We start from the raw sequence: 12,631 nt of genomic DNA on the forward strand, positions 1-12,631 counted from the left end.
ACACCGACGTGCGTCACCCCCGCAGACAGCAGGGGGTCTGTCCCTCTTTTGCGGCGTGTCCCCCCTCGTTTGAAGCGGGCCGCTCTCGCTCAGGCGGCGTTGGCAGTGGCCGGTGCCGGCGTGCGGATCAGGTGGTCGAACGCGCCCAGCGCGGCCTTCGCGCCATCGCCGGTCGCGATGATGATCTGCTTGAACGGGACCGTGGTCACATCGCCAGCGGCGAACACGCCCGGCACACTGGTCTGGCCCTTCGCGTCGACGACGATCTCGCCGTGGCGACTCAGCTCGACCACGCCCTTCAACCACTCGGTGTTGGGCACGAGGCCGATCTGCACGAAGACACCTTCGAGCGGCACCTGGTGCGACTGGCCGCTGGCGCGGTCGGTGTAGACCAGCCCGTTGACCTTCTGGCCGTCGCCGGTGATCTCGGTGGTCTGCGCCTTCGTGTGCACGGTGACGTTCGGCAAGCTGTCGAGCTTGTTGACCAGCACCGCGTCGGCGCGCAGCGCGTCGGCGAACTCCAGCAGCGTCACGTGTTGCACGACGCCGGCCAGGTCGATTGCGGCCTCGACACCCGAGTTGCCGCCGCCGATCACCGCGACGCGCTTGCCCTTGAACAGCGGGCCGTCGCAATGCGGGCAGTAGGCCACGCCCTTGTTCTTGTACTCGGCCTCGCCGGGCACGTTGACGTTGCGCCAGCGCGCGCCGGTCGAGATGACGATCGAGCGGCTCTTCAGCGATGCGCCATTGGCCAGTTGCACCTCGACCAGGCCACCCGGCTCGGCCGCCGGCACCAGCTTGTCGGCGCGCTGGTTGTTCATGATGTCGACCTCGTAGGTGCGCACGTGCTGCTCGAGTGCCGCCGCGAACTTCGGCCCTTCGGTCTCTTTCACCGAGATGAAATTCTCGATCGCCAGCGTGTCCAGCACCTGGCCGCCGAAGCGCTCGGCGACCACGCCGGTGCGAATGCCCTTGCGCGCGGCATAGATCGCCGCGGCCGCGCCGGCCGGGCCACCACCGACGACCAGCATGTCGTACGGGGCCTTCTCGGCCAGCTTCGCGGCTTCGCGCTCGGCGGCGCCACTGTCGACCTTGGCCAGGATCTCGGCCAGCTCCATGCGGCCGGTGCCGAAGGGCTGCCCATTCAGGTAGACCGAGGGCACGACCATCACCTGGCGCTCGTCGACCTCGCGCTGGAACAGGCCCCCGTCGATCGCCACATGGCGCACGCGCGGGTTCAGCACGGCCATCAGGTTCAGCGCCTGCACGACATCGGGGCAGTTGTGGCAGGTCAGCGACATGTAGGTCTCGAAGACGAAATCGCCTTCGAGACCGCGGATCTGCTCGATCACGTCGGGCTCGACCTTGGGCGGGTGGCCGCCAGCCTGCAGCAGCGCCAGCACCAGCGAGGTGAACTCGTGGCCCATCGGGATCGCGGCGAAGCGCACGCCGATGTCGGCACCGATGCGGTTGATCGAGAACGACGGCCGGCGTGCATCGTCACCGTCGTAGCGCACGCTGATCTGGCCAGCCGGCGCCAACTCGGCCAATTCGCCGAGCAGCTCGCGCATCTCGGCCGAGGCCGGCCGGTCGTCGAGGCTCGCCACCAGTTCGATCGGCTGGGCGATGCGCTCGAAATAGGCCCGCAACTGGGCTTGGGTGGCGGTGTCCAACATGGGTCGATTCCTTGTGATCGGGCAAGGCTGCGCCCACTCGGCTTGGCAAATGCCAGCCTCTGCGCAACTGAGAGAGGGGAAAGTGAGTAAGCGGAACGAAGTAGCCTGGATCCCGTTGCGAGCCCGTCAAGGTCGGAGCCGAGCCGCACAGCCGTACTCCCGTACGGCGAGCAGCGCAGGCCCGAGATTGGCGGGCGCAGCAGGGAGACGGGCTGCTTCGTTAGATCTTGCCGACCAGGTCCAGCGACGGGGTCAGCGCCTTGGCGCCCTCGTTCCACTTGGCCGGGCAGACCTGGTTCGGGTTCTTGGCCACGAACTGGGCCGCCTTCAGCTTGCGCAGCGTTTCCTTCACGTCACGGGCGATTGCGTTGTCGTGCACTTCCATCGTCTTGATCGTGCCTTCCGGGTCGATCACGAAGGTGCCGCGCAGCGCCAGGCCTTCTTCAGGGATGTGCACGCCGAACGCGTTGGTCAGCACATGGGTCGGGTCGCCGACCAACGGGAACTTGGCCTTGCTGACCGCCGGCGAGGTCTCGTGCCACACCTTGTGCGCGAAGTGCGTGTCGGTCGTGACGATGTAGACCTCGGCGCCGGCCTTCTGGAATTCGGCATAGTTGTCGGCCGCGTCTTCGACCTCGGTCGGGCAGTTGAAGGTGAAGGCGGCCGGCATGAAGATCAGCACCGACCACTTGCCCTTGAGCGACTCCTCGGTGAGCGCGATGAACTTGCCATTGTGGAAAGCTTCGGCCTTGAACGGTTGGACCTTGGTGTTGATCAGCGACATGGTGGAGATTCCTTCTATAAAGCAGGGGTTGAACGGATGGGACGAATGTTAGGTGCGTTGCAGCATTTGCATGATTGATTGATCTGATTCGTCTTATTGAGAGGATCTATTGACCACGTCGTCCCTTGAAGAGTCCGACCGCTGCCCGCGCTGCGGCAGTGGCTTTCATTGCGGTGTCGCTGACACCACCCCCTGCGCTTGCAGCACTCTCCGGCTGAGTGAGGACTTACGCGCAACGCTCAGGGCCCGCTACACCGGCTGTCTGTGCCTGGCTTGTCTGCGGGCACTCAGCCAGGGCGCGACGCTGGAGCCGACGCCGAGTCGGCCGTCTGCACGGTAAATCGAGTCAAGCAGCGGGATCGCGGGCCGATAAGCCGACAAGCACCACAAGCAAGCGTGGTGCCCGTTTGCCATTGCCCGCCCACTGCCCCGCCCGATGTCCCGTCCGATCCCGCCCACCGGCCACGCCGCACCTGGCGCCGCGTCCACCGGCGATGCCCTGGCCGCCGCGCTGGAGCGCCTGCCGCAGGCGGGCGAGGCGGTGTGGTTGCGCGGCTTGCTGGGCGTGGTGGTCGCGGTCCTGATCCTGGCGGCCTGGGCCTTCGTAGCCGCCGCCGACAACCTGGCGGTGTCCAGCGCCGGCGACGCCGAGGCGCTGAACCTCGCAGGGCGCCAGGTCTTTCTGGCCGAACACATGGCCGCCGACGCGCTGGCCGCCGGCAACGGCGTGGACAGTGCGCTGCCGCTCGAAGAGACCCTGCACAAGATGCGAACCGACGCGGTCCGGCTGCACGAGCTGCGAGGGGTCTGGGGCAGCGGTGACGACGAACCCGGGCACTGGACCGCGCGGCGCGAGCGGCTGTGGGCAGCGGCCCAGTCGCTGCAGATGGCACGCGAACGTGGCGACCTGCAGCTCGAGCATTACGTGGCCCGGGTGCAAGGCGAGTCACGCCAGTTCATCACCGCGATGGAACAGGCCGTCAGCGAGCTGCAGACGGCCGCCGAAGACCGCCACCGCGAGACCCGCCATGCCCATGCGGTGCTGGTGGGCCTGCTGGCGCTGGGCATCACGACACTGCTGCTCGGTCTGGGCGAGCCGCTGGCGCGGCGGATCCAGCAGCACCACGCCAAGCTCGCGGCGCAGACGCAGCAGCTGCAGCGGCTGGCGCTGGTGGCCGACCGCACCCAGAACGCCGTGGTGATCACCGACGCCCAGGCGCGCGTCGTCTGGGCCAACGCCGCCTTCACCGGCGTCACGGGCTACAGCCTCGAAGAAGCCTGTGGCCTTCGCCTGGGCACGCTGATGCAGGCCAGCGAGACCGACGACGCCGCTGCATCGGCCCCCCGTGTCGCGCTGAGCCGGGCCCTGGACGAAGGCACGCCGCTGCGGGTCGAACTGCTCAACCGCGGCAAGCACGGCCGCAGCTACTGGGTCGACCTGGACATCCAGCCCTTGCGCGACGACGCCGGCACCTTGACCGGCTTCGTCGCGGTCGAGACCGACATCACCTCGCAGGTCGAACGGCGCCAGTACCTGGACGCGATCCTGCGCGCGCTGCCCGCCGGCCTGCTGGTGCAGGACGCGCGAGGCCGCATCGTCGATGCCAACCAGAAGGCCGAGCAGCTGACCGGGATACCGCGTGATGAACTCATCGGCCGCGAGAGCGTCGACCCGCGCTGGGCGATGGTCAACGCCGAAGGCCTGCCGCTGCGGCCGGTCGATCTGCCGTCGCTGGTCACGCTGCGCACCGGCGAGGCCCTGGAAGACCGGCCGATCGGCGTGCGCACGCCCGAGGGCCAACGCCGCTGGTTGCGCGTCAACACCCAGACGCTGAGGGGCCCCGACGGGTCACCGCAAGGCGTCGTCACCTGCTTCCTCGACGAGACCGAGGTGCGCGCCCAGCGCAACCTGTTGCGCACGACGATCGACGGCGCCGGCGTCGGCACCTGGGACTGGGACATGCAGACCGGGCGCATCGATTACAACGACCGCTGGGCCCGGATGTTCGGCTTCGGGCCGGACGAGGTGCCGCGCACCCTGGACAGCTGGCAAAACCTGGTCCATCCCGACGATGCGACACAGGCCCGGCTCGCGCTGCGGGCCCACCTGGCCGACCCCGACGTGCCCTACCGCACCGAGTTCCGCATGCGGCACCAGTCCGGCGACTGGCGCTGGGTGCTGGCGGCCGGCGCGGTGATCGAGCGCGGGCCGGACGGCCGCGGCCGCCGCATGGCCGGCGTCAACGTCGACATCCATGCCCGCAAGCGGCTGGAGCAGGCCTTGAGCGATGCCGCGCTGACAGACACACTGACCCAGCTGCCCAACCGCGCCGGCATCCAGCAGGCACTGGCCCGCTGCGTCGAGCGTGTGCACGCGAGCCCGGGCGCCGTCTTCGCCGTGCTGTTCATGGACTTCGACCGCTTCAAGCTGGTCAACGACAGCCTGGGCCACGACGCCGGCGACGAGTTGCTGCGCCAGATTGCCGCCCGCGTGAAGCTGACGCTGCGTCCCGGCGACGACATCGCCCGCCTGGCCGACCTGCCGGAGGTGGCCGGTCGCCTGGGCGGCGACGAGTTCGTCGTGCTGCTCGAACGCATCACCCAGCCGAGCGATGCCACCAGTGTGGCGCAGCGGCTGCTCGACGCGCTGGCCGCTCCGTACCAGGTGGCCGGCCGCTCGGTGCAGTCGAGCGTCAGTTTGGGCATCGTCACCAGCGATGTGTCTTCGGCGAGCGTCGAATCGGTGCTGCGCGACGCCGACACGGCGATGTACGAAGCCAAGCGCCGCGGCCGTGGCCGCTACGTGGTGTTCGACCCGGAGATGCACCGCCGCATCCGCCATGCGATGGACCTCGAAGCCGATTTGCGCCAGGCCTTGCAGCAGGAGCAGCTCTACGTCGTCTACCAGCCCATCGTCGCGCTGCAGGGCCGCCGCCCGGTCGGACTGGAGGCGCTGGCACGCTGGCAGCACCCGAAGCGCGGGCTGGTCTCGCCGGCCGAGTTCGTGCCGCTGGCAGAGGAGGCCGGGCTGATCGAGCAGTTGGGCGAATGGGTGCTGCGCCGCGCCTGCGCCGACCTGGCCGCGTGGCAGCGCCAGATGGGCGGGGCCGCCCCGCAATCGGTGGCGGTGAACCTGAGCCGCGCCCAGCTGCGCCCCGGTCACCTGGCGGCCGCGGTGCGGGCCGCGCTCGACGACACCGGCCTGGCGCCGTCCGCGCTGCGGCTGGAGATCACCGAGACGCTGGCGATGCAAGGCGAGTCGGCCCAGGCGGTGCTGGCCGAGCTGCGCGCGATGGGTGTCAGCCTCGCGCTCGACGATTTCGGCACCGGCTATTCGTCGCTGGCGTCACTCGACCAGTTGCCGATCGACACGGTCAAGATCGACCGCTCGTTCGTCATGAAGATGGTGCACAGCTCCTACCAGACCGCGCTGGTCAAGTCGACCGTGCAGGTCGCCGACGCGCTGGCGCTGCGGGTGGTGGCCGAAGGTGTCGAGACCGAGGCCCAGGCCGAGACGCTGGCGGCGCTGGGCTGCCACGCCGGCCAGGGCTACCTGTTCGGCCGGCCGATGGCCGCCGACGACTTCGCCGCCTGGTGGGTGATGCAGCGCCAGACGGACGACGCGCGCGAAGCGCTCGCCGTCTGACGCGGCCCCACCGGCCCGGGCACCCGGGCGCCGTGGGGGCCCGGTGAGGCTGGTGCTCAGTTCGGCTCGCGCAAGGTCCACAGTGTGTAGCTGCCGGTGCCGCTGTACTGGTTGATGCGCCAGCGGTAGGTGCCCGCCCCTGCGTTGTAGGTCAGGCTTTCGTCCGCGCCGGGGCCGTCGCTGCCGGCCACGCGGTCCCACTCGCCGGTGCTGCTGTTGTAGCGCCCGAGGATCAGGTCGAAATCGGTGCCGGCCGCGCCCCGCAGCCATCCGCTGAGCTTGCCGCCGGCGAAGCTGAAGCCGCTGCTGCTCGGGTGGTAGTTGACACCGTTCGAGCCGGTGAAGCTGCCGGTGTACTTGTCGCACCCTTCGCCGGTGCAGGGGTCACCGGGCGGCGGAGTCTTGCCGTGGCCGTAGTTGATCAGACCCGACTGGCCGGCGTACACGCGCTTGCCGTTGCGCTCGGCGTAGCCGCTGTAGGGCTGGCTGCCTTCGAACCAGACCCAGCCGCCGATCAGCTTGTTGTGCACGGCTTCGGCGGCACCGCTGTCGCGCCACAGCGTCCAGTGCACGTGGTCACCGCTGGCGCTGCCGCCGCAGGGCAGCTCGACCCCGCTATTGCCGATGAACTGCCCTTCGACCAGGACCTGGCCGTTGCTGATGGCGGCCTGGTTGCGCAGATGGTAGTAGCCGGTGGCCCAGCCGTTCTTGTGCATCAGCTTGATGTAGGGCCAGCGCGAATTGGTGCAGTACTTGTAGGCGGTGCCCTTGCGCGACGCCAGCACGCGGGCGTCGCCGCCCCAGAAATCGATCGCGTTGTACGGGCGGCTGGAGCCGCTGTCGCCGTGCACGCCGGCCGTGCCCCAGGTCGAGCCCAGCTTCTTGAACGGCATCCCCAGGCCGACGTCCACCGCGAGCGTCGATTCCTCGCCCGCCGCCTCGCGCGCGCGGATCGCGACCAGCCGCTCGGCGAACAGCTCGCGCTCGTCTGCGCTCATCACACTGTCCGGTGCGCGCTTGGCAAGCGCATTGAAGCGCTCGCTGTCTTCCAGCGCGACCTCCCAGCCGTGCATTGAATGCCTGGCGATGAACTGCACAGCGACCGGGCTGGCATGCACGCCATCCGGCACGGGGAAGTAAACGCCGCCGGTCAGCCAGTGGAAATCAGCCGACTGGCGATGCGGCTCGACCACCGGCGCGGTCACGTGACCATAGCTTGCGCGCACTTGATCGCCGAGCGCGACGAGCACCGCCTGTCGAACAGCCTGATCGAGCCCGCCGTGGCGTGCAGTGAGGATGGCCTCGGCGTTACCCCTCCCTTCTTCTGGTGCGGCAGTGAACTTGGCACTGCCTTCATCGGCTGAGGCGATGGCCGCCCAAACGGCCAAGGTCAGCGCAGCGATGACGGGGGTGGTGTGTCTCATTCATTTCTCCTCTGGTGAGTCTTTCTGCGGGCATGACGATCCCGCGACGCACCATACAAGTGCACTCGGGCACTTGGCGGTATCCGTCGGTTTGATTGCATCTCGATGTGTTCCGGTACCGTTTGCACGGCACCACGCGCGGGTTGTCAGCCGCGGCTTGACGCGCTGCCGGCGGAGGCAGGCTCGTCGTCCAGACGAACCCAGCGCAAGGACATCAGCGCCGCCGCCTGGTCCAGCAAGGCGGCGCGGTCGACCGGTTTGGCCAGGAAGGCCTGGGCGCCGGCTTCGATCGCCAGGCGCTGGTCCTCGGGGCCGGCGCTGGCCGAGACGGCAACGATCGGCACGTCCCTCAAGCCAGGCAGCAGGCGCATGCGACGGATCACGTCGAGCCCGTTCAGATCGGGCATCACGATGTCCATCAGGATCAGGTCGGGCCGGTGCGCCAGGGCACGCGCCACGCCCTCGTCACCACCGGCCGCCTCGGCCACCTCGAAGCCGAGCGGTTGCATCATCCCGGCCAGCAGGGCGCGGTGGTCGGCCACATCGTCGACCACCAGCACCCGCCGCCGGGCACCCTGGTAGCCGTCGACGGCCCGGTTGGCCGGCGGCGGCGCGGCGGGTTGCGCCACCGGCGCGGCGATCTCGACAGCGAAGGTGCTGCCCTCGCCCGGCCGGCTCGTCACCTCGACGTCGCCGCCCAGCAGCCGCGCCAGCTGCCGGCTGATCACCAGCCCGAGCCCGGTGCCGCCACTGCGGCGCGACGGGTCGCTGACCTGCTCGAACGGCAGGAACAGGTGCGACATTTGTTCTTCGTCCATGCCCACGCCGGTGTCTTCCACCTCGACGCGCAGCCGCGCCGAAGGCAGGTAGCGCACGCGCAGCGTGACACGGCCGTGGTCGGCAAACTTCACCGCGTTGTCGAGCAGGTTCAGCAGCACCTGGCGCAGCCGCCGCTCGTCGGCGCGGATGCCCACCGGCAGGTCGGGCGCGAAATCGCAGGCCAGCGCCAGCCCCGGCTTCTGCGCCACCCGCACGCGGATGACCTCGCACACTCCGTTCAGGAACGGCGTCAGCTCGACGTCGCCCGGACAGACTTCGAGCTTGCCGGCCTCGATCTTGGCCAGGTCGAGGATGTCGTTGATCAGCGTCAGCAGGTGCTCACCGCACTGCAGGATGGCGTTGCCGGCAGTGCGTTGGCGCTCGTTGAGCGAGGCGTCGTGCTGCAGCAACTGGGCAAAACCGAGGATGCCGTTGAGCGGCGTGCGCAGGTCATGGCTCATGTGCGCGAGGAACGCGCTCTTGGCGCGGTTGGCCACCTCGGCGCGCTCCTTGGCGACGATCAGCTCAGCGGTGCGCTCCTGCAGCGCCCGGTGCGCGTGGCGCAGGGCCTCGTCGGCGTGGCTGCGGCCGATCGCATAGCGGATCGCCCGCACCAGCAACGCGCTGTCGACCTGGCCTTTGACCAAGTAGTCCTGCGCGCCGCGTTGCAGCGAACGCACGGCCACCTCTTCGTCGGTCAAGCCGCTCAGCACCACCAGCGTCGGCACAGTCGCGTCCTGGTCGAGCAGGCGCTGCAAGGTGTCCAGGCCGCGGCTGCCGGGCAGGCCCAGGTCGAGCAGCACGACATCGATGCGGCCTGCGCGCAGCTTGTCGATGCCTTCGGCCAGGTTGTCGACCCAGGTCAGATCGAAGTTCAGCCCCTTGGCCTGGGCGAGCATCAGCTGGATCAGCCGCGCATCGCCAGGGCTGTCCTCGATCAGCAGCACATGGATGGGGGGGGTCACGGCTGTCGCGGCGGCAGCGTCACCACTGTCAGCCAGAACTGTTCGATGCCCTGCACGATGCGCTTGAACTGCTCGAAGTCGACCGGCTTGGTCACGTAGCAGTTGGCATTCAGCTTGTAGGCGCGCACCACGTCTTCCTCGGCCTGCGAGGTGGTCAGGATCACGACCGGGATCGTCTTCAGCAGCTCGTCCGACTTGATGCTGGCCAGCACCTGCCGGCCGTCCTTGCGCGGCAGGTTGAGGTCGAGCAGCACGAGGTCCGGCCGAGGGGCCTGCTCGTAGGGCGGCCGGCGATGCAGAAAGTCGAGCGCGGCGACGCCGTCTTCGACCACGTGCAACTCGTTCGACACCTTGTGGTGTTTGAGCGCTTCGCGCGTCAGGCGCACGTCGCCGGGGTTGTCCTCGACCATCAGGATCTCGATGGCCCGCAGGCTGTTGGGGAGCTGCGTCGACATCTCACGCCTCCTCGGTGTCCTCGCACGCGTTCGGTCGCCCTTGGCGGTCGACTTCGATGTCCAGTCCCTGGCCGTTACGTTGAATCTTGCGCCTTCCGGATCCCCTTGTCACCGGGGGTTACTGCGACGGCCAGCGGAGCGGAAAGGCGATCATTCCTCCTCGGCGCGTTCGAGCTTGGCGGCGGTGTCGTCGCGCAGGCGTTCGACCAGCTGAAGGATCGCGGCCGACTGGAACCGCTCGGCCAGGTCGAGCAGGCGGCGCGCGAGCGGCCGATGGGCCGGGCCGAGCGTTTCCAGGTGCTCGGCCTGGGCGCGGATGCCGCTCATGTTGCCCATCTGCGCCAGCCGGTACAGCGCCTGCAACTCCTCGCTCGGCAGCTTCGATGGCGCCGCCTCCTGCGCCGGCGGCGGCGCCGGCACAACGTCCGGCCCCGGCAGCCACTGCAGGCCGAGCAGGCGGCCGATCTCGCTGAGCAGCAGGTCGAAGTCGACCGGTTTGGGCAGGAAGCCGTCGGCCCCGACCGCCAGGCTGCTCTGCACATCCGCCGCCGAGGCGCTGGCCGAGATCATGATGATGGGCAGCGTCGCCAGGCCCGGCAACTGGCGCAGCCGGCGCGTGGTCTCGAGGCCGCTGATGCCGGGCATGACGTTGTCGATCAGCGCCAGGTCCGGCCGCAGCGTGCCGGCCAGTTCCAGCCCGGCCTCGCCACTGGCGGCCTCGTGCATCTGGAAGCCCAGCGGTCCCAGGTAGTCGACCAGCATGGCGCGGTTGCCGGCCACGTCGTCGATCACCAGCAGCTGGCGCGGCCGGCCCTGGTAGCCGGTGATGCGGCGGCCGAGCCGGGGCGCCACCTCCACCGGCTCGGTCGACTCGGCCAGCGGCAGCTCCAGGTCGAACCAGAAGCGGCTGCCCTGCCCACGCTGGCTCTCGACCCGGATCTCGCTGCCCATCAGGCCGACGAGCTGCTGGCTGATCGCCAGCCCCAGCCCGGCGCCGCCATAGCGCCGCTGCACCTCGGCGCCCTGCTCGAACGGACGAAAGATGCCGCCGAGCTGGTCTTCCGCAATGCCGATGCCGGTGTCTTCGACGACGAAGCGCAGGCTCACCGTCGGCGCTCCCGGGTGGTCGTGGTGGCCGTCCAGGCGCTGCACGCGCAGCGTCACCGCACCGTGTTCGGTGAACTTCACCGCGTTGCTCAGCAGGTTGAGCAGCACCTGGTCGAGCCGCTTGCCATCGACGTGCACCAGCTGCGGCAGCTCGGGCCCAGCCTCGCAGCGATAGGCCAGGCCCTTGCCTTCGGCCTGCAGCCGGATGATGCCGTTGACCGTGTTCAGCATCAGCGGCAGGTTGACGGTCTCCGGGTACAGCTCGACCTTGCCGGCCTCGATGCGCGCCAGGTCGAGCACCCCGTTGATCAGCGTCAACAGGTGCTCGCCACTGCGGCGGATGGTGTCGAGCGCGGCGGTTTCGCGCTGGCTCAGCCCCGGCTCGCGCTGCAGGATCTGCGCATAACCGAGCACCGCATTCAGCGGCGTGCGCAGCTCATGGCTCATGTTGGCCAGGAACACGCTCTTGGCCCGATTCGCGCTCTCGGCCGCGTCGCGCGCACGCTGCGCGTCGGCGAACACGCTCTCCAGGTGCGCGATGGTCGCGACCAGGCGCTCGGTCATCGTCGTGATGCTGCGCGCCAGCACGCCGATCTCGTCTTGCGACTCGACCGCCGCGCGGGCCGACAGGTCACCCTGCGCCACCCGCCGCGCCACCGCGGTGAGCCGCTGCGCTGGCTCGACGATGCTGCGCCGGAACGCGAACACCATCGTCACGCCGATCAGCACGGCGAACAAGCCGCCGACAGCCGTCTGCAGCCGCCCGTCGGCCAGGCTCAAGCGCGCACGGGCCAGGCCACTTTGCAGCTCGCGCTGCTGGTTGACCGTCACCGTGGCCAACAAGGCCAGCATGTCCTCGGCCTGCGGCGTGACCCGGGTGCGGTAGAGGTAGAGGTCTTCGTAGGCGCGGTCACCGCTGAGGATGGCGACGATTTCCAGCGCCAGGCTGGCCACCTCGGCACGCAAACGCGTGACGTTGTCGAACATGGCCCGCTGCTCGGCGGTGAGCCGGCCGCGCTTGGCCACCAGCTGGTTCCAGATCGCCGCATTGGTGGCCAGCTGCGGTCCATAGGCGAGCTTGAAATTCAGCTCGCCCGAAGCGCCATAGGCCATCAGGTTGGTCGCCATCGCATCGAACGAGGTCTGGAACCGCAGAAGGTCGGCCAATAGCTCGCGGTTCTGCAACGTGGCTTCGCGCGCTTTCTGGTCGCCGATCATCCCGTCCAGGTCCGCCAGGATGTGCACGCGCCGCTCCTGCACTTCGACGCGCGCCAGCCGCAGCGCGGGGCGATTGCGCAGCGGGTTGTCGTGCAGCTCGAACAGCTGCCGCGGCAGCTCGGCCCATCGGCCATAGCGCTGCGTCAGCTCGGTCACCGAACGGGCGTCCTCTTCGGCCCAACGGCCCGACATGGCCTGCAGCTCGGCCAGGCTGCGCTCGAACGACGCCTTGGCGGTCTGGTACTGCTCGAGATCTTGCGGATCACTGAGCACCAGGTAGCCGCGCACATGCAGCTGCATGCGCAGCAGGCTGGCCTGGGCTTCGGCCGACGCCAGCGACGCTGGAGCGCGTACGCCCTCCGTCAGATTGATGTCCTGGGTCGCGCGGCGTCCCGCCACGAAGCCCAACGCGACGACGAGCAACGTGATGCCGATCAACGCGCCGAACGCGAGGGTCAACTTGCTGCCGATGGACTGGGGGGTAATCCGCCTCAGCCACCCCATGTCAGTGTCCTGTCACGATCATCACCATCTGGT

General features: G+C 69.1%; 8 protein-coding genes. 2 read left to right on the forward strand and 6 right to left on the reverse strand.

What is annotated here, in order from left to right; all coding sequences use genetic code 11:
• Positions 1-89: 89 nt before the first annotated feature.
• Both ahpF and ahpC read right to left on the reverse strand, forming a co-directional pair.
• Positions 90-1,676 carry an alkyl hydroperoxide reductase subunit F gene (gene ahpF / locus VFY73_RS05650; RefSeq protein ID WP_329716944.1) on the reverse strand — a complete coding sequence of 529 codons (1,587 nt, stop codon included), beginning with the start codon at positions 1,674-1,676 and terminating at the stop codon, positions 90-92.
• A 220-nt stretch (positions 1,677-1,896) separates the two neighbouring features.
• Positions 1,897-2,460 (reverse strand): alkyl hydroperoxide reductase subunit C, encoded by a 564-nt coding sequence (gene ahpC, locus VFY73_RS05655; RefSeq protein WP_329716945.1) that lies wholly within the window; start codon positions 2,458-2,460, stop codon positions 1,897-1,899.
• A 109-nt stretch (positions 2,461-2,569) separates the two neighbouring features.
• Here ahpC and VFY73_RS05660 point away from each other — a divergent pair, with 109 nt between their 5' ends.
• Together VFY73_RS05660 and VFY73_RS05665 are read left to right on the forward strand one after the other, a co-directional pair.
• On the forward strand, positions 2,570-2,800 hold the full coding sequence (locus VFY73_RS05660) for a cysteine-rich CWC family protein (protein WP_329716946.1): 231 nt from the start codon (positions 2,570-2,572) through the stop codon (positions 2,798-2,800).
• A 96-nt stretch (positions 2,801-2,896) separates the two neighbouring features.
• Positions 2,897-6,106, forward strand: a complete 3,210-nt coding sequence (locus tag VFY73_RS05665) for a sensor domain-containing protein (protein WP_329716947.1) — start codon at positions 2,897-2,899, stop codon at positions 6,104-6,106.
• Between the two features lie 56 nt (positions 6,107-6,162).
• Here VFY73_RS05665 and VFY73_RS05670 read toward each other — a convergent pair whose 3' ends face one another.
• From VFY73_RS05670 to VFY73_RS05685, 4 genes are all read right to left on the reverse strand, one after another.
• Positions 6,163-7,530 (reverse strand): M23 family metallopeptidase, encoded by a 1,368-nt coding sequence (locus VFY73_RS05670; RefSeq protein ID WP_329716948.1) that lies wholly within the window; start codon positions 7,528-7,530, stop codon positions 6,163-6,165.
• Between the two features lie 146 nt (positions 7,531-7,676).
• On the reverse strand, positions 7,677-9,314 hold the full coding sequence (locus tag VFY73_RS05675; protein WP_329716949.1) for a response regulator: 1,638 nt from the start codon (positions 9,312-9,314) through the stop codon (positions 7,677-7,679).
• The gene (locus VFY73_RS05680) at positions 9,311-9,769 is read right to left on the reverse strand and encodes a response regulator (RefSeq protein WP_329716950.1); all 459 of its coding nucleotides are present in this window, start codon (positions 9,767-9,769) and stop codon (positions 9,311-9,313) included. The genes VFY73_RS05675 and VFY73_RS05680 overlap by 4 nt, the downstream gene beginning before the upstream one ends.
• Before the next feature lie 150 nt (positions 9,770-9,919).
• Entirely contained in the window at positions 9,920-12,598 is a 2,679-nt protein-coding gene (locus tag VFY73_RS05685; RefSeq protein WP_329716951.1) for an ATP-binding protein, read from the reverse strand.
• Between the last annotated feature and the right edge of the window lie 33 nt (positions 12,599-12,631).

The sequence above is a fragment of the Ideonella sp. genome, assembly GCF_036277275.1.
GTDB lineage: Bacteria > Pseudomonadota > Gammaproteobacteria > Burkholderiales > Burkholderiaceae_C > Ideonella.

What these genes read in the sequence shown, in the direction of transcription:
- ahpF (WP_329716944.1), bottom strand. Translation starts at nt 1,676, where the DNA reads ATGTTGGACACCGCCACCCAAGCCCAGTTGCGGGCCTATTTCGAGCGC.
- ahpC (WP_329716945.1), bottom strand. Translation starts at nt 2,460, where the DNA reads ATGTCGCTGATCAACACCAAGGTCCAACCGTTCAAGGCCGAAGCTTTC.
- VFY73_RS05665 (WP_329716947.1), top strand. Translation starts at nt 2,897, where the DNA reads ATGTCCCGTCCGATCCCGCCCACCGGCCACGCCGCACCTGGCGCCGCG.
- VFY73_RS05670 (WP_329716948.1), bottom strand. Translation starts at nt 7,530, where the DNA reads ATGAGACACACCACCCCCGTCATCGCTGCGCTGACCTTGGCCGTTTGG.
- VFY73_RS05680 (WP_329716950.1), bottom strand. Translation starts at nt 9,769, where the DNA reads ATGTCGACGCAGCTCCCCAACAGCCTGCGGGCCATCGAGATCCTGATG.
- VFY73_RS05685 (WP_329716951.1), bottom strand. Translation starts at nt 12,598, where the DNA reads ATGGGGTGGCTGAGGCGGATTACCCCCCAGTCCATCGGCAGCAAGTTG.